This window comes from Edaphobacillus lindanitolerans (genome assembly GCF_900156305.1).
Classification (GTDB): Bacteria; Bacillota; Bacilli; order Bacillales_A; family Planococcaceae; genus Bhargavaea; species Bhargavaea lindanitolerans.
Map to the genome: position 1 here is coordinate 367,513 of NZ_FTPL01000002.1, position 17,772 is coordinate 385,284.

At 58.1% G+C, this 17,772-nt stretch carries 14 protein-coding genes and 1 other annotated feature; of the genes, 1 reads left to right on the forward strand and 13 read right to left on the reverse strand.

Translation table 11 applies throughout. The features are described from left to right. Nucleotides 1–11 precede the first annotated feature (11 nt). Nucleotides 12–2,663, reverse strand: a complete 2,652-nt coding sequence (locus tag B0B07_RS07920) for a valine--tRNA ligase (protein WP_076757889.1) — start codon at nt 2,661–2,663, stop codon at nt 12–14. A 51-nt stretch (nt 2,664–2,714) separates the two neighbouring features. After that, nucleotides 2,715–2,937 (reverse strand) — a binding site (T-box leader). Between the two features lie 63 nt (nt 2,938–3,000). On the opposite strand from B0B07_RS07920, the gene B0B07_RS07925 reads away from it, so the two are divergent. Continuing rightward, on the forward strand, nt 3,001–3,192 hold the full coding sequence (locus B0B07_RS07925) for a hypothetical protein (protein ID WP_076757891.1): 192 nt from the start codon (nt 3,001–3,003) through the stop codon (nt 3,190–3,192). On the opposite strand, the gene B0B07_RS07930 is transcribed toward B0B07_RS07925, so the two are convergent. The 12 genes from B0B07_RS07930 to B0B07_RS07985 all read right to left on the reverse strand — a co-directional run bounded on the left by B0B07_RS07930 (nt 3,151) and on the right by B0B07_RS07985 (nt 17,648). Next, nucleotides 3,151–3,906, reverse strand: a complete 756-nt coding sequence (locus tag B0B07_RS07930) for a prolipoprotein diacylglyceryl transferase (RefSeq protein ID WP_076757892.1) — start codon at nt 3,904–3,906, stop codon at nt 3,151–3,153. The genes B0B07_RS07925 and B0B07_RS07930 overlap by 42 nt on opposite strands. Nucleotides 3,907–4,114: 208 nt before the next feature. Further along, nucleotides 4,115–5,407, reverse strand: a complete 1,293-nt coding sequence (hemL, locus tag B0B07_RS07935) for a glutamate-1-semialdehyde 2,1-aminomutase (RefSeq protein WP_076757894.1) — start codon at nt 5,405–5,407, stop codon at nt 4,115–4,117. A 1-nt stretch (nt 5,408) separates the two neighbouring features. Continuing rightward, nucleotides 5,409–6,389 carry a porphobilinogen synthase gene (hemB, locus tag B0B07_RS07940; RefSeq protein WP_076757896.1) on the reverse strand — a complete coding sequence of 327 codons (981 nt, stop codon included), beginning with the start codon at nt 6,387–6,389 and terminating at the stop codon, nt 5,409–5,411. Further along, the gene (locus B0B07_RS07945; RefSeq protein WP_076757898.1) at nt 6,386–7,153 is read right to left on the reverse strand and encodes a uroporphyrinogen-III synthase; all 768 of its coding nucleotides are present in this window, start codon (nt 7,151–7,153) and stop codon (nt 6,386–6,388) included. Before B0B07_RS07945 ends, hemB begins: the two co-directional genes overlap by 4 nt. Further along, nucleotides 7,146–8,075, reverse strand: a complete 930-nt coding sequence (gene hemC / locus B0B07_RS07950; RefSeq protein ID WP_076757899.1) for a hydroxymethylbilane synthase — start codon at nt 8,073–8,075, stop codon at nt 7,146–7,148. The genes B0B07_RS07945 and hemC overlap by 8 nt, the downstream gene beginning before the upstream one ends. Nucleotides 8,076–8,098: 23 nt before the next feature. Continuing rightward, the gene (locus tag B0B07_RS07955) at nt 8,099–8,929 is read right to left on the reverse strand and encodes a cytochrome C assembly family protein (protein ID WP_076757901.1); all 831 of its coding nucleotides are present in this window, start codon (nt 8,927–8,929) and stop codon (nt 8,099–8,101) included. Between the two features lie 82 nt (nt 8,930–9,011). After that, complete coding sequence (gene hemA, locus B0B07_RS07960) at nt 9,012–10,373, reverse strand: glutamyl-tRNA reductase (protein ID WP_076757903.1); 1,362 nt, start codon at nt 10,371–10,373, stop codon at nt 9,012–9,014. 401 nt (nt 10,374–10,774) lie between these two features. Further along, nucleotides 10,775–11,359, reverse strand: a complete 585-nt coding sequence (gene yihA, locus B0B07_RS07965) for a ribosome biogenesis GTP-binding protein YihA/YsxC (protein WP_076757905.1) — start codon at nt 11,357–11,359, stop codon at nt 10,775–10,777. A 2-nt stretch (nt 11,360–11,361) separates the two neighbouring features. Beyond that, complete coding sequence (lon, locus tag B0B07_RS07970) at nt 11,362–13,680, reverse strand: endopeptidase La (protein ID WP_076757907.1); 2,319 nt, start codon at nt 13,678–13,680, stop codon at nt 11,362–11,364. 125 nt (nt 13,681–13,805) lie between these two features. After that, nucleotides 13,806–15,083, reverse strand: coding sequence for an ATP-dependent protease ATP-binding subunit ClpX (clpX, locus tag B0B07_RS07975; protein ID WP_076757909.1), 1,278 nt, complete (start codon nt 15,081–15,083; stop codon nt 13,806–13,808). Between the two features lie 191 nt (nt 15,084–15,274). Next, nucleotides 15,275–16,561, reverse strand: coding sequence for a trigger factor (gene tig / locus B0B07_RS07980; RefSeq protein ID WP_076757911.1), 1,287 nt, complete (start codon nt 16,559–16,561; stop codon nt 15,275–15,277). Between the two features lie 100 nt (nt 16,562–16,661). After that, nucleotides 16,662–17,648, reverse strand: coding sequence for a tetratricopeptide repeat protein (locus B0B07_RS07985; protein ID WP_076757913.1), 987 nt, complete (start codon nt 17,646–17,648; stop codon nt 16,662–16,664). Nucleotides 17,649–17,772 lie beyond the last annotated feature (124 nt).

Below are 17,772 nucleotides of genomic sequence, written 5' to 3' on the forward strand. Positions count from 1 at the left end.
GGGCATTCAACTCAGAGTTCTTTCAGTTCCGCGATCCTTTTCTGGACGGCGTCGTATTTTTCCTGGTAGTCCTTTTGTTTGGCGCGTTCTTCATCGACGACATTGGCCGGCGCTTTGGAGATGAAGCGTTCGTTGGAGAGCTTGCCTTCGACGCGTTTGAGTTCGCCCTGCCATTTGCCGAGTTCTTTTTGCAGCCGTGCGAGTTCCTCGTCAATGTTGATGAGGCCTTCCAGCGGCATGAACAGTTCGGCGCCGGTGATGACGGCGCTCATGGATTTGCCCGGTGCTTCGAGGTCGCGTCCGATTTCGAGCTTCTCCGGATTGCAGAAGCGCTCGAGGTAGTCGCGGTTGCCGTCGAGTGCCGCCTGCGTCGCCTCGTCGTGCGTGCGGATGATCAGTGCGACTTTCTTGCTCATCGGCGTATTCACTTCCGCGCGGATGTTCCGGACGGCCTTGATCGCATCCATCAGATGCTTCATGTCGTCCGCACGGCCTTCATCGGAAAGAGAAGGATCCGCAACCGGCCATTTGGCCACGGTGATGGACTCGCCTTCATGCGGGAGATTCTGCCAGATCTCCTCGGTAAGGAACGGCATGAACGGGTGCAGCAGGCGCATCGTGTTGTCGAGGACGTAGGCGAGAATCGAGCGCGTCGTTTTCTTCGCCGCTTCGTCTTCCCCGTAGAGCGGCAGCTTCGCCATTTCGATGTACCAGTCACAGAAGTCATCCCAGATGAAGTTATACAGGGCGCGTCCGACTTCGCCGAACTCATACTTGTCGGCGAGCTTCGTGACCGTCTCGATCGTTTCGTTGAGGCGCGTCAGGATCCAAGCATCGGCTGCGGATTTCTTGCCGCCGAGGTCAATCTCATCGAACGTCATTCCGTCCATGTTCATCAGCGCAAAACGGGACGCGTTCCAGATCTTGTTCGCAAAGTTCCAGACCGCCTCGACTTTCTCATTGGAGAAGCGGAGATCCTGGCCCGGCGAAGAACCGGTCGCGAGGAAGTAGCGGAGCGAATCGGCCCCGTACTGGTCGATTACATCCATCGGGTCCACGCCGTTGCCGAGCGATTTCGACATCTTGCGTCCGTCTTCCGCGCGGACGAGTCCGTGGATGAGCACATCCTCGAACGGGCGCTTGCCGGTGAATTCGATTCCCTGGAAGATCATGCGCGACACCCAGAAGAAGATGATGTCATAGCCCGTGACCAGCACGTCGGTCGGGTAGTAGCGCTTGAATTCCTCGTTGTCCTCATCCGGCCAGCCCATCGTCGAGAACGGCCAGAGCGCGGACGAGAACCAGGTGTCGAGCACGTCTTCATCCTGATGCCAGTTCTCCGGATCGGCCGGCGCTTCCATGCCGACATGGACTTCGCCGGTTTCATTGTGGTACCAGGCCGGGATCCGGTGGCCCCACCATAGCTGGCGGGAGATGCACCAGTCGCGGATGTTCTCCATCCAGTTGAGGTACGTCTTCTCGAATCGCTCCGGAACGAAGTTGACTTTCCCTTCGCCCTTCTGCAGTTCGATCGCCTCGTCTGCGAGCGGCTGCATCTTGACGAACCACTGCGTCGACAAATACGGCTCGACGACCGCGCCGCTCCGCTCGGAATGGCCGACCGAATGCGGGTGCTCTTCGATCTCGAACAGGACGCCCATGTCCTGCAGGTCCTTGACGATCGCTTTCCGGCATTCGAACCGGTCCATGCCTTCGTACTTGCCGGCACGGCCGTTCATCGTGCCGTCCTCGTTCATGACGAGCACGCGCTCGAGATTGTGGCGGTTGCCGATTTCAAAGTCGTTCGGGTCATGCGCCGGCGTGATCTTGACGGCGCCGCTGCCGAATTCCATGTCAACGTAGTCATCTGCAACGATCGGGATTTCACGGCCCACAATCGGAAGAGTGACCGTCTTCCCGATGAGGTGCTTGTAGCGTTCGTCTTCCGGATGGACGGCGACGGCCGTGTCCCCGAGCATCGTTTCCGGACGGGTCGTCGCAATCTCGATCGAACCCGTGCCATCCGCGAGCGGGTATCGCATATGATAGAAGGCACCCTGTACGTCCTTGTAAATGACTTCGATGTCGGACAGGGCGGTCTTCGTTTTCGGATCCCAGTTGATGATGTACTCGCCCCGGTAAATCAGGCCCTTTTCGTACAGCTTGACGAACACGGTACGGACCGCTTCCGACAGCCCGTCATCGAGCGTGAAGCGCTCACGGGAATAGTCGAGGCCGAGGCCGAGCTTCGACCACTGCTTGCGGATGTGGCCGGCGTATTCCTCTTTCCATTTCCATGTTTCTTCTACGAACTTCTCGCGGCCGAGGTCGTAGCGGGACTTCCCTTCCTCGCGAAGCTTTCCTTCGACCTTCGCCTGCGTCGCGATGCCCGCGTGGTCCATGCCCGGGAGCCAGAGCGCGTCATAGCCCTGCATCCGCTTCATGCGGATGAGGATGTCCTGGAGCGTCGTATCCCATGCATGCCCGAGGTGCAGCTTGCCCGTTACGTTCGGCGGCGGGATGACGATCGTATACGGATCCTTGCCGCTTTCCGGCTGCGCCTCGAAAAATTTGCCCTGCACCCACCACTCATAGCGTCCCTGCTCGATCGACTGCGGGTCGTACTTCGTCGGCATCGACGGCTGCTGATTGTTCTGTTCCATCGGTTCTCCTCCTTTTCACTTTCCGGGAAATCAAAAAACCCTCCGTCCTGGATAAAGGACGAAGGGCTGATTTCGCGGTACCACCTTTAGTTCCGACACGCAAAGGGAAGCGGCCGGCGCTCAATACGATAACGGTCTGGGACCGGCGCTCCGCTACTGTCTTCACGGAGGCTGCTCGCGGGCGACATTCGGACGGCGCTGCCGGGGGCTCTCACCTTTTACCCCCTCTCTGAAGACAGCATCCGGGCCTACTCTTCCCGTTCGATGCATCGTTATCCATTTCGTTCATTGTACAAAACCGGCGAAGGCAAGTCAACCGCCGAAAGGAGTGATCATCATGAGAAGAAACTACAACCCCTATCTTCTGCCGACCTGCCTGAGGAAGATCCGGTTCTACTGCAAAGCCATCATCATTCCGATCTGCTGCTTCCAGCTCATCCGGCTCCTCATCGTACCGACGACGGGCGACTTCCTCCTCCTTGTCGTGTTAGTCGGAATCGCTTTCGCTTTTCACAAAGATTTTATATGAGGGATAGGAAAACACCGTATACGTGTCTTCCAGCCCGGCGATGAACGCCTTAGCCTCATCCGGTGCATCCGGCATGGACACATCGTCTGCACGGGCCGCGCCTGTCGGCGACTCCGCATAAGGAGATTCCGCCGCATAGGCCGTCCGCTCCGGTGCCGGCTGCTCTGCAACGACCGCCTTCAGCGGCGCTTCTGCCTTTTCCTCAGGAACGGCGGAGGCCTTTTCTTTTGGAGCTGCCGCCAGTTCTTCCCGAGCCGGCTGCTTCTCCTCCTGTGACACTGCACGTTCTTCTTTCCGTACCTCTGCATGGTCTTCTTCCGATTCGGCGTCCCACTCGCAGTCCACTTTCCATGAAACACAGAACGCGCCGTCATCCATCACATGCGCCCGGACGTCATGCGCCTTCAGCGAGGCAGCTTCCGTTTTGTCCGCCGGCAAATCGATGTAGAGCGGGACGGCATATTCAAAGTAACCCGTTTCCCCGTCCATCTCGATCTCTTCGACCATCGTCGCGCCTTCCGGCAACTGGGCGGCCTCTTCCCCCTCAAACACAGTCATGCACGTCATGTGGTAAACACCCGTGAGCCGGTATGAATTGTCCGTCCGCTCATCCGAATACTGCGGCGTCACGTTCACCGACTCCGCCCGGACCGGCTCCCCGCAAGACTGCGGAAACCGGAACGTCTGCTCCATCGACCAAGTCGACATCCCCATCTGCCTCTCCTCCTTCAAAAAATCCGCATACCGGAGTATATGCGCGGACAGGCAAGGTTATGGCGAATCCATTTAATTTGGACGGCACCCCGTATTGCATCACTGCCGGAGGGACGGCAGGTGGCGGGCATGCAAAAACCGGACAATCAGACCGCAAACAAAAAACAGGTACGGACCCTCAACGGACTCCGTACCTGCTTTCATCTTATTATCGCTTCAGCTGGCGGAACACCTTATGGAAGGCTTCGACCGTGCGCGCGATATGTTCTTCGGTGTGTGCCATCGACAGGAAGACGCCTTCGAACTGGGACGGCGGGAGGAAGATGCCTTCCTCTGCCATCAGTGAGTAATATTTGCCGAACAGCTCCAGATCGGATGTCCGGGCGCTGTCGAAATCGGTAACGTCCTCGTTCGTCAGGAAATAGCCGATCATCGAGCCTGCACGGTTCACCGTGTGCGGAATATTGTTCGATTCGGCCGCTTCGCGGAAACCGGCTTCAAGCTGGTCACCCAGTTTCTTGAAATGGTCGTACGATTCCGGCGTGAGCTTCTTGAGGGTGGCAAGCCCCGCGCTCATGGCGAGCGGGTTCCCGGACAGTGTGCCGGCCTGGTAGATCGGACCGCTCGGGGCGACCTGTTCCATAATTTCGCGCTTGCCGCCGAATGCACCGACCGGAAGGCCGCCGCCGATGACTTTTCCGAGGCACGTCAGGTCCGGCGTCACGCCGAAATGACCCTGTCCGGAGTTGTAGCCGACGCGGAAACCGGTCATGACTTCGTCGAAGATCAGGAGGGTGCCGTTCTGTTCGGTCAGTTCACGGAGCCCCTCGAGGAAGCCCGGCTGCGGCGGGACGACGCCCATGTTGCCTGCGACAGGCTCGACGATGACTGCGGCGAGGTCCTCGCCATAGTTTTCGAACGCCGTGCGGACGGCTTCGAGATCGTTGTAGGCGACCGTGATCGTGTTGCCTGCAATCGATGCCGGGACGCCTGGGCTGTCCGGAAGACCGAGCGTGGCGACGCCGGAGCCTGCCTTGATGAGCAGGGAATCGCCGTGGCCGTGATAGCAGCCTTCGAATTTGAGGATTTTGTCACGGCCGGTGACACCGCGTGCCACGCGCAGGGCGCTCATCGTCGCTTCCGTGCCGGATGAGACCATGCGGAGCATCTCGATGGACGGCACCCGTTCCACGACGAGCTTGGCCAGTTCGTTCTCCACGAGTGTGGAGGCGCCGAAGCTGGAGCCGCGGGTAGCCTGGTCCTGGATGGCGCGCACGACATCCTCGTCGGTATGGCCGAGGATGAGCGGACCCCAGGACAGGACGTAGTCGATGTATTCATTGCCGTCGATGTCTTTGATGATCGCGCCTTTGCCTTCGGACATGAAGATCGGGTCCATGTCGACTGCCTTGAATGCACGGACCGGCGAGTTGACGCCGCCCGGCATCAGGTTGACGGCCTCCCTGTAGGCCTGTTGGGACTTTTCGTATGAACGAGCCAAATCAGTTCCCCTCCATATAGCGTACCGCGTCCTTCGCGAAGTACGTGATGATCATGTCGGCGCCTGCCCGCTTCATGCCGGTGAGCGTCTCCATGACGATTCTCTCCTCATCGACCCAGCCGTTCTGCGCGGCGGCCTTGATCATGGCATACTCGCCGCTGACGTTGTAGGCGACGAGCGGAAGACCCGAGAAGTCCTTCACCTCTCGCATGATGTCCATGTAGGCGAGCGATGGCTTCACGATGAGCATGTCTGCGCCTTCTTCGATGTCGGACTTGGCTTCTCGGATGGCCTCCAGGCGGTTCGCCGGGTCCATCTGGTAAGTCTTGCGGTCGCCGAACTGCGGTGAGCTGCCGGCCGCTTCGCGGAACGGTCCGTAATAGGCCGATGCATATTTAACCGCATACGACATGACCGGAACGTCTTCGAAGCCCGCTTCGTCGAGTGCATGGCGGATGACCGAGACGAATCCGTCCATCATGTTCGACGGGGCGATGATGTCGGCTCCGGCCTTCGCCTGGCTCACCGCCGTCCTTGCAAGCAGGTCGAGCGACGGATCGTTCAGGATCTTGCCGCCCTCGATCACGCCGCAGTGGCCGTGATCGGTGTATTCACACAGGCAGGTGTCGGCAATGACGAGCAGTTCCGGATGGCGCTCCTTCGCGAGGCGGGTCGCTTCCTGCACAATCCCGTGGTCGTGGTAGGCCCCCGTCCCTTCCGCATCTTTGTCGGCAGGAACGCCGAACAGGATGATTGCCGGAATTCCGAGCGAGACGATCTCATCCAGCTCTTCCCCGAGAAGGTCGAGCGAAAGATTGAAGACGCCCGGCATCGAGCTCACTTCCTGGCGGATGTTCTCACCTTCCGCGATGAACAGCGGGTAGATGAGGTCTTCTTTCTGCAGTTTCGTTTCCCGGACCATGGAGCGCATCGCTTCCGAAGTTCGGAGGCGGCGGTGGCGTGAGAATTGAAGTGGATTCATGAGATTCCTTCCTTTCGGTTGCGAAGTTCTTGCACCAGATCGAGCAGTGTATATTTGGCCGGCGTGACATCCGCCCGGACGCCCACCTCATGGAGGGCCTGCTCCGTCACGTGGCCGATCGCCCCGATCGTGAAGCTGTCCCAGCCGGTTGCCGGGGCGACCCGCTCGGCGAATGTCCGCACGGCGGAGGGGCTCGCGAAAAGGACGGAAATCCTCCCGTCCCCCCTTTCGAGCTCTCCGATGAGCTCCCGGATGCCGTCATCGTCCTGGACCGTCTCATAGACCGTCCATTCATCGACTTCGTTCGGGAGCCCTTCTTTGATCGTATCACCCGCGAGCGCCCCCTTGACGAACAGGCAGCGCTCCCCTTCGGATGACACTTCCGGAAACTCCTCCACGAAGAAGTCAGCGCTGTACGTTTCCGGGATGAAGTCGGCCGTGAAGCCGATCGTTTCGAGCGCTTTCGCCGTTTCGCTGCCGACGGCCGCAATCTTCACGGGAATGTCTTTGGCAGTCATGCCTTCGGCTTCCATCTTGCTGCCGAACACCCGGACCGCATTGGCACTCGTGAAAATGAGCCACTCATAGGACACGCAAGTCTGCATCCGCAGGGAATCCGTCGGCACGACGCGCTCGACGGTCTTGATCAGCGGCAGGATGAGCGGGCGGCCGCCATAGAGCCGCACGGCCGCGACCGCTTCCTTCGCTTTCGGCGTGCCGGTGAAGATGACCGTTTCACCGGCGAGTGGATACGGATCACTCATCAAGCTCCGCCTTCACTTTCAGGAGGACTTCGTCTGCACCCTGCTCTTTGAGCATGCGCGCTACCTCCAATCCGGCCTTGACCGGGTCCGAATCCACGGCAGCGGCACGGAAAACATCTTCCGCATCCGGGCTCGCGATGAATCCGGTAAAGCGGACCTGGCCGCCTTCGACGACCGCATGGCCGCCGATCGGCACCTGGCAGCTGCCGTCCATTGCCGAAAGGAACGTCCGCTCGGCGGTAACCGCATCAAGCGTCGTTTCTTCCGTCAGCTTCGAGAGCTCGGCGAGGAGCTCCTCGTCGTCCGCACGGCATTCGATGCCGAGTGCCCCTTGGCCGACCGCCGGGATGCAGTCTTCCTCGCTCAGATACTGGGTGACGATTTCCTCGTTCCAGCCCATTCGCTTGAGGCCGGCTGCCGCAAGCAGAATGGCATCATATTCGCCGTCCTGCATCTTTTTCAGCCGGGTGTCAATGTTGCCCCGGATCCATTTAATCTCGATGTCCGGACGCATGAGGAGGAGCTGCGAGCTTCTGCGAAGGCTCGATGTCCCGACCACCGCTCCGGCAGGCAGGTCCTCAAACCGCACGTTCCCGTTCGAAATGAACGCATCGCGCGCATCCTCGCGTTCAGGGACACAGCCGACCGTCAGGCCTTCCTGGAGCTCGGCCGGCATGTCCTTCATCGAATGGACGGCAAAGTCGATTTCCTTATCGATCAGCGCCTGTTCGATCTCTTTGACAAAGAGTCCCTTGCCGCCGACTTTGGACAGCATGACATCGACGATCTGGTCCCCTTTGGTCACGATTTCCTTCACTTCAAATTCAAACGGTGCGCCCGCTTCTTTCAACTGTTCGATAAACCAGTTTGTCTGTGTAAGCGCAAGCTTGGATCGTCTGGATCCCACGACTATCTTTCTCAAATTGACCCCGTCCTTTCAAAACGTCAGTACCAGAAATGAAACACCGACAGGCGGCTGATCAGGAGGAAATTGACCACGAGGGCGAGGAAGGCAAAGATGTGCCCCCACGCCACGTCCGGCCCGTTCAGCCTGCCCCGTCTCTGCATATATAGCAGGATACAATAAATGATGATCAAAAGAAACGACCCGATGATCTTCGGATCCCATATCGGAAACTCTCCGGCTGCAATGAATGCCCACTGAAGGCCGAGAATGAGGCTGACGAGCAGGATCGGCACGCCGGCAATGACCGAGAACGTCATCGCCCGCTTCGCCTGCTCCAGCGACGGCAGCCTTCCCCACTGGCTGTTCCAGTCCTTCTTCTTCAGCGTCCTGTACAGTCTCAGATAAAGGATCGCAAACACGAACGACAAGGAAAACGCCGTGTATGCAAGCATCGCAGACGTGATATGGATGAACAGCAATTCCGAGATGAGCGCGTCCCCCACCGCAGAACCCTTCTCTCCAGCCGCACCGAACGTGGCGATGACGACTGCCACGAATCCGATCCCGTTCAGGAAGAAGACTGCAAAATCCGCCCTGCGGAACAGGTGGATGACGAGCGACAGGGAAATGATGAGCCAGGCATAGAAGTTCACGCCCTCAAACAGGCTCAGCACCGGAAGCCGCCGGTCCTCAAGAAACTCCATGCCCAAAAAGACAGACTGAAGAATCCAGACCAGGATAAGCGTCCATTCGGCAATCCTTCTGAGCCGCACATTGCTATTTAGAAAATCGATGAAATAAAAGACGAGGCTCACCGCATAGACGACGACCATCACCTCATGCAGCCTCATCGTCCCAATATCGGTCATAGAACTCCTCTGCTTTCATATGAAAAAGGCGTTTCCGCGTCTATAGTGTATCACATAGATGCGCAAACGCCCCTATTAAGACTCAATGTGCGGCTGTTGGTTCGAGCTTGGCGGCCGTTGAGGCGGCCGCCCTCTTTTCCCGTTCCTGCGCAGCGGAAATGGCGATCTCCTCGGCCACTTTCTCCTCGATGCCGAAGATCTTCTGGAACAGTTCCAGCTGGCGGGCGGCATCCGGGGAACCGGCGATTTCCTTCGCTTGAAGGATCGGCTCTTTCAGCATCTGGTTGATGATTGATTTTGTATGTTTGCTGAGGACTTTCTTCTCCCGCTCGTCAAGATCCGGAATCTTGTTCAGGATGCTGTCCATCGTCTCGGCCTGGATGGCGAGCGCCTTTTTGCGGAGCGCCGAAATGACCGGCACCACACCGAGCGTCGCCACCCAGTCGTTGTAGGCATCGAGTTCGGATGCAATCATGCCCATGATCTCGTCGGCGGCGCGGCGCCGCTCCGCAAGGTTCGCCTCGACGATCCCCTGCAGGTCATCGATGTCATAAAGGAAGACGTTCGGCAGGTCCCCGATGCGCGGATCGAGGTCGCGCGGCACCGCAATATCCACCATGAACAGCGGCTTGCCCTTGCGCAGCTTTTCGACATACTGCATAAGCTCCAGGTCGATCACATAATCCTTTGCTCCCGTCGAGCTGATGAGGATGTCCGCCTCGAGCAGTGTGCATTGGAGCTCGCTCATCGGCTTGGCCGTGCCGTCGAACTCCGCCGCCATCGCCTCCGCCTTGCTGAACGTCCGGTTCAGGACCGTCACTTTTCCGGCGCCGCTCCCGTGCAGGTTCTTGATGGCGAGTTCGCCCATCTTGCCCGCACCGAGGATGACGACGTGCTTCTTGTCCAGCGTCCCGAAAATCTTCTTGCCGAGCTCTACGGCAGCATAGGACACGGATACGGCATTGCTGCCGATCTCCGTTTCGGCATGGGCCTTCTTTGCGGTCGTGATCGCCCGCTTGAACAGCTCGTTGAAGATCGTCCCGCTCGTCGAGTTTTCCTGCGCAAGCAGGAAACTCGTCCTGACCTGGCCGAGGATCTGGGTCTCTCCGAGCACCATCGAATCGATGCCCGAGGCGACACGGAACAGATGCTCCGCGGCCTGGTCCTGCTCTTCGATGATCAAGTATGGCTCGAGTTCCTCCAGCGGGATATCGAACCACCGGGCAAGGAACCGCTTCACGTAGTAGCGTGCCGTATGGAGCTGATCACCGACGACATAAAGCTCGGTCCGGTTGCAGGTGGACACGATGATGTTCTCGAGAATGCTCTTCTCTTGTTGAAGTGCCTGCATCGCGGCCGGCAGTTCCGACTCAAGGAAGCTCAGCTTTTCCCGCAATTCCACAGGCGCCGTCCGGTAGTTGACTCCGACGACAATCGTATGCATAAGGATGTCACGCCTCTCACGTTCTGATTCACGTATCTCATTATAACACGGAAGGCCACGCGGATTCCCTGCCAATTGTGAACAGGCAATGAACCGCACAGCGCTCCCTGAAAACTCTTGTTTGTAATGATTCTAATTAAGTATAGCAAAGCGGCCGCCCGAAATCAAAGCAACCGTCTTTGGGTTCTCATACCCTTCCCGCCTGACGGATAATCTGCCCCGCGTCTCGTATCTTATGCATGGGCACGGTCCGAATTGCGGAAGCTTCGGGAACCCGGGAAGCGGTGCCGGTACCGGGTGCGCACGGGCTGGCTGTCACTTTCCATCCCCCGCCGTCCGCCTTCTCCGCTCCATTCCCCGTCCATATAAAAAGGGACTGCACGCGGCAGCCCCTTTGAGCACTACTTCATTCGTTTTTCCAGCTCGGCCCAGGCCTCTTCCTTCCCCTGTCCAGTTTCCGATGAAAACAGGATAAGCGGATCGGACGGGTCCAGATCCAAGGTTTCCTTGATGATCTTCCGGTGTTTCTGCAGCCGGCTCTTCGGAATCTTGTCGGCTTTCGTGGCCACGATGACGCACGGCAGGTTGTAGTGCTTCAGGAAGTCATACATAAGGATGTCATCCTGGCTTGGCGGATGGCGCAGGTCGACGAGCTGGATGACGGCACGGAGCTGTTCGCGTCCCGTTATATACCGTTCGATCATCTTGCCCCAGGCCTCGCGCTCGGACTTGGAAACTTTTGCATAGCCGTATCCCGGGACATCGACGAAGAAGAACTGGTCTTCGATCTTGTAGAAGTTCAGCGTCTGTGTCTTGCCCGGCTTGGATGACGTCCGCGCCAGGCTCTTGCGGCCGATCATCTTGTTGATGAACGACGATTTCCCGACGTTGGAACGGCCGGCGAGGGCAAATTCCGGATAGCCGTCTTCCGGATACTGTTCCGGCTTGACGGCACTGATTGTGATTTCTGCTTGGTTGACTTTCATGGTCAGGCCTCCTTCAGCGCATGGGCTAGCACTTCGGCGGCCGAATGAACAAGGTGGAAAGTCAAGTCTTCCCGGACACTGTCCGGAATGTCATCAATGTCCCGCTCGTTGTCTGCCGGGATGATCAGCGTCGTCAGTCCCGCACGGTGTGCGCTCAGCGTCTTTTCTTTCAGTCCGCCGATCGGGAGGACGCGGCCGCGGAGTGTGATTTCCCCGGTCATGCCGACTTCCCGGCGGACCGGTTTTTTCGTCAGGGCGGAGACGAGTGCAGTGGCGATCGTGATGCCCGCCGACGGACCGTCTTTCGGAACCGCTCCTTCAGGTACGTGGATATGGATGTCCGTTTCATCGATGAACGCCGGGTCGATCCCGAGTTCACCGGCGTGCGAGCGGACATAGGAGAGCGCCGTCTGAGCCGATTCCTTCATCACGTCGCCGAGTTTCCCGGTCAGGATCAGCTTGCCCTTCCCTTCGGACAGGGCGACTTCGATCTGCAGCGTGTCGCCGCCGACTGTCGTGTAGGCAAGGCCCGTCGCGACCCCGATCTGGTTCTCACGCTCGGCCATCCCGTATCGGAATTTCGGTTTTCCGAGCATCTCCTCCACGGTTTTCGGATTGACCGTCACCCGCTTGTTTTTGCCGGAGACGATCCGCTTCACTGCCTTCCGGGCGATGGAAGCGAACTGCCGCTCCAGTGAACGGACACCCGCTTCCCTCGTATAGAATCGGATGATATGAAGGATGGCCTCGTCCGTGATCCGGAGCTGGCTCTTCGTCAGCCCGTGCTCCTCCAGCTGTTTCGGATACAGATGGTTGCGGGCAATCTCCTGCTTCTCGAGCTCGGTATAGCCTGCGATCGTGATGATTTCCATCCGATCGCGAAGCGGGCCGGGGATCGAGCCGAGGTCGTTCGCCGTGGCGATGAATAGGACATTCGACAGGTCGTACGGTTCCTCGATGTAGTGGTCGCTGAAATCGTGGTTCTGTTCCGGGTCGAGCACTTCGAGCATCGCCGAAGACGGATCGCCCCTGAAGTCATTCGACATCTTGTCGATTTCATCCAGCAGGAATACCGGATTGATCGTGCCGGCTTTCTTCATCCCCTGGATGATCCGGCCCGGCATCGCCCCGACGTAAGTCCGCCGGTGTCCGCGGATCTCCGATTCATCCCGCACCCCGCCGAGCGAAATGCGGACGAACTTCCGGCCGAGGGATTCTGCAATGGAACGGGCCAGCGATGTCTTGCCGACACCGGGCGGCCCGGACAGGCAGAGTATCGGTCCGCGCAGTGATTTGGTCATCTGCCGGACGGCAAGGTATTCAAGCACCCGCTCCTTCACCGACTCCAGACCGGTATGGTCGCGGTCGAGGATGCGCTCGGCACGGTTGATGTCGAGCCGGTCCTCGGTTGCATCCGTCCAAGGGAGGACGAGCAGCCAGTCGATGTAGCTGCGGATGACCCCGCTTTCGGCGGCTGCGGCCGGAAGACGCTCGTACCGGTCAAGTTCGCGCAGGGCGACGGACATGATGTGGTTCGGCATGTCCGCTTCCAGGATCTGCTCGCGCAGTTCCGCGACCTCCCCGCCTTTTCCGTCCGAATCCCCGAGTTCCGTCTGGATGGCCTTCATCTGCTCTCTCAGGTAGAACTCTTTCTGTGTCCGTTCCATCGCTTCCTTGACGCGCTCGTTGATCTTCTTCTCGAGGCCGAGCACTTCCTGCTCATTCAGCAGGCGGCTGATCAGCCACTCAAGCCGTTCGTTCACGTCCAGAATTTCAAGGACTTCCTGCTTGCCCGCCACTTTGAGCGGCAGGTTGGCGGCGACCATGTCGGCCAGCCGGCCGGCTTCCGTAATATCGGACACCGACTCGAACGTCTCGGCCGTCACTTTCTTGGACAGCTTCGAGTATTTTTTGAACTGCTCCAGGAGCGTACGCATGAGCGCTTCCTGCTCCAGGTCCTTCTCTTCCTCTTCATCGAGCACTTCGATGTCCACCGTATCGTAGCCGGTGCCTTCATGCAGCGCTTCAAGCCGGGCCCGGCCGATGCCCTCGATCAGGACGCGCATCGTTCCGTTCGGCAGTTTCACCGTCTGCTTCACTTCGGCGAGCGTTCCGATGTCGTAGAGATCTTCCCGCTCCGGCTTTTCGACGGCAATATCCCGCTGGCTGCCGAGGAATACCTTGCTGTCTTCGAGCAATGACTGTTCCAGCGCGGCCATCGACCGTTCACGGCCGACATCGATATGGAGCACCATTTTGGGGAAGACGAGCATCCCCCTAAGCGGCAGGAATGGGATGTCTGTTTGTTTGATTATGGGCATATCCGGAGTCACCTCCATGTATTCATGTCCGATTAAAGTCAGTTTAAACATCTTCGGTTGCGAAAAAGCCGGCGTCCGCTCCTGCCGTCCGGCGGCTGGGCGGATGCCGGCTCATTTCAACTCAATCAAGCCGATGTCTTTTCGTTGTTTGGATCGTCGTCCTTGATCGGGCTGCCGTCCTTGTCAAGGAGAATCGGCTCGGCCCCTTCGGTGACAGATGCTTTCGTGATGATGCAGTCGACGACATCTTCCCTCGACGGGAGATCATACATGACATCGAGCATGATCTTTTCGATGATCGACCGCAGGCCGCGTGCACCGGTCTTCCGCTCGATCGCTTCGGCCGCAATGGCATGAAGGGCTTCGTCCTCGAACGTCAGGCGGACGCCGTCCAGTTCAAGCATTTTCTGGTATTGTTTCGCGATTGCATTTTTCGGCGCCGTCAGAATCTGGACGAGCGTGTCCTCGTCAAGCGACTCGAGGCTCGCCAAGACCGGAAGCCGGCCGATGAATTCCGGAATGAGGCCGAAGCGGAGAAGGTCCTCCGGAATCAGCTTCGACAGGAGGGTTTCCTCTTCTTCCGGCTTTTCGTTCGGATCGGAACCGAATCCGATGACCTTCTGGCCGACCCGGCGCTTGATGATGTCCTCAATGCCGTCAAATGCACCGCCGACGATGAAGAGCACATTCGTCGTGTCGATCTGGATGAATTCCTGATGCGGGTGCTTCCGGCCGCCCTGCGGAGGTACGCTTGCAACCGTGCCTTCGAGGATTTTCAGGAGCGCCTGCTGGACGCCTTCCCCGGAGACATCGCGGGTGATCGACGGGTTCTCGGACTTGCGGGCAACCTTGTCGATCTCATCGATGTAGATGATCCCTTTTTCCGCGCGCTCCACGTCATAGTCGGCAGCCTGGATGAGTTTGAGAAGAATGTTCTCGACGTCTTCGCCGACATAGCCCGCTTCCGTCAGGGAAGTCGCATCGGCCATGGCGAACGGCACATCGAGGATGCGTGCAAGCGTCTGGGCGAGGAGGGTTTTCCCGCTGCCCGTCGGCCCGATGAGCACGATGTTCGACTTCGCCAGCTCGACGTCATCGATCTTGCTGTCTGAATTGACCCGCTTATAGTGGTTGTAGACGGCGACGGACAGCGCTTTTTTGGCACGGTCCTGCCCGATGACATACTCGTCCAGGATGGACTGGATGTCACGTGGTTTCGGTACATCCTTCAGTTCGAAACCTTCCTCGGTGCCGACTTCTTCCTCAACGATTTCAGAGCAGAGCTCGATGCATTCATCACAAATATATACACCCGGTCCGGCTACCAGCTTGCGTACCTGTTCCTGAGGCTTGCCGCAGAAGGAGCAGTTCAGGTTTTCATTTTCATCATTGAATTTAAACAAAGTGGTTCACCCCTTATCAAGTGACAATCTTACAAGATTGCCTATATGATGGCAAATAATTCGCCCTCTGCCTGCTGTCGCCGGCGGAACCGTTTTCCGGCGGCAGGAGAAGCCCATTATGTAGAAAATAAGGCGCTGGGATTCCCGGCGCCTTATTCGTTCTGCTATGTCTATGTCTCCAGCCAGCTGGATTATTCTTTGATCGATGCGTTGTCGACGAGGAACTCGATCGTCTTTTTGAAACGGATGTCATTTTCAAGCATATCTGTTCCGCCGAGGACGGATTTGATCTGCTCCGTGTCCATTCCGAACTGTTCGGACATCGTCTTCAGTTCTTCCTGGACGTCTTCCTCGTTCACTTCGATGTTCTCGGCGTTGGCAATTGCCTCGAGAACGAGCGAAACGCGTACGCGCATTTCTGCATCATCGTGCATCTGGGCGCGGAGGGCGGCTTCGTCCTGGCCGGAGAACTGGAAGTACAGGTCAAGCGTCATGCCCTGCTGCTGGAGCCGCTGGCCGAATTCTTGAACCATGCGGTCCACTTCGGATTCGACCATCACTTCAGGAATGTCGATTTCCGCGTTCTTTGCAGCCGTTTCGACGAGTTCGTCGCGAAGTGCGACTTCAGCCGCGTCCTTCTTCTCGGAAGCCGTGCGTTCTTTCAGCTTGCTGCGGAGTTCGTCGAGTGTTTCCACTTCGCTGTCGATCTCTTTCGCCAGCTCATCGTCGAGTTCAGGAACTTCGGGCGATTTCACTTCGTGGACCGTCACTTTGAATGTGGCCGGCTTACCTGCGAGTTCAGCTGCATGATATTCTTCCGGGAATGTCACTTCGACTTCTTTCTCTTCTCCGGCTTTCACGCCTTCGAGCTGCTCTTCGAAGCCCGGGATGAAGCTGCCGGAGCCGATTTCGAGCTCATAGCCCTCCGCTTTGCCGCCCTCAAATGCTTCGCCGTCCGAGAAGCCTTCGAAATCGATGACGACCGTGTCGCCCTTTGCTGCAGGCTCGTCTTCTTTGATGACGAATTCTACGTTTGCCTGGCGGCGGTCATTCAGCTGCTCTTCGATCTCTTCGTCGGTCACTTCCGTGTCCTGACGTTCAACCTCGATGCCTTTGTAGTCGCCGAGTTTCACTTCCGGCTTCACAGTGACCGTTGCCTTGAAGATCATCGGCTGGCCCTGTTCGATTTGCTCGATCTCGATTTCCGGGCGGTCAACCGGGTCGATGCCGGCTTCTTCGATTGCATTGGAGTACGCTTCAGGAAGGATTTCATCCACTGCATCCTGATAGAGCGATTCCACGCCGAACATGTTCTCGAACATCTTGCGCGGCACTTTCCCTTTGCGGAAACCAGGGACGTTCACTTGCTTGACGACTTTCTTGAACGCCTTGTCGATGCCTTCCTTGACTTTTTCAGCAGGAACTTCGACGGTGAGGACGCCTTGGTTCCCTTCTTGTTTTTCCCAATTAACTGTCATATTAGTAACCTCCAGACATGATCATTCGCATGGTTGCGCTTGTGTTCACTTGTTTGACAACTTTTTCAGTATAGCACAGATGCACTCAGTTTCAACACTTTCATAGCTGCCGCCCGCTGTGGGCAAGCTCGATCCGGTTGATCAGATCGATGACGGGATGGGCTCCGGCGTCAGTGCCTTCAAATAAGCATTCGATATATGTATGGTAGGCATCGGCCACTTCCTCGGCCGGAAGCCCCGGCCACTCGAACGGATAGGCGGTGAACCGGTAGGTCTTCATCAGCTGGAGGGCGATCTGCTCTTTCGACGGGTCCTTTGCAAACCGGTCAAGCAGCAGCCGCTCCACTTCGCCGGTCTTTTCCAGCTGGTCGGGACCGGGGAGCCGGTCCGGGACGAACGAATCTTCCATGCCGAGTTTCCGGACTGTCACCGGGCGGGCGAAACCGGCGCCGGACAGAAGGATCAACGCATAGGTGATGACAAGCGGAGAGGCATCCTGCCGGCCGCACAGCTCCGTAAGAAACGGTGTCCACCGGCCGATCTCCCCTTCCGGAGCAGTCGAGAGGAGGCTGTGCTGCTCGACTTCCGGCAGCTCCAGGAATCCGTCCAGTTCCGGAGGCTCCATTTCAGATTCCTCCATCTTTTCGTACCGGTCCTTCAGACGGCGGTTCAGCCCCTGGAGATAAAGGAATTTCTCGCGCCGTTCCGGAGGGATCGCCCCCTCATCGAGAAGTGCGCCGATCGTCTCCTCCACTTCCAGGTATTCTCGGAGCTGAATGCAGATGGACAGGTACATCTCCATCGCCTCCACATACTTGGCCGGGCCCGCCTGGAGGTACCGTGCAGCCGCTTCCTTGGCATCCTCGTATTCACGGAGTTCGTAAAGGCAGACGGCCAGCGCTCCGAGCAGCCTCGGGTTGGCCGGTTCGTACCCGAGCGCCTGGCGGATGAGCGGGGTTGCATCGGCGAAGCGCTCTTCCGCCACGAGGCGCATCCCTTCGGCATACAGCCGTTCGAAAGTTCCGGGCAGATAGATGACATTGCCCCGCTTCCTCAAATTTCTCTTTTTCCTGCGCAACGATGCCACCCCTTCCGCCTCTTGTCTGTTCATCATAGCATAGCCGGAGATTGGTTTGAAATATGCAATCGGGAAATCCGGCCGGTCTTAATTCAACAAAAATCAGCCTGCGGGCACGGAGCCGGCAGACTGG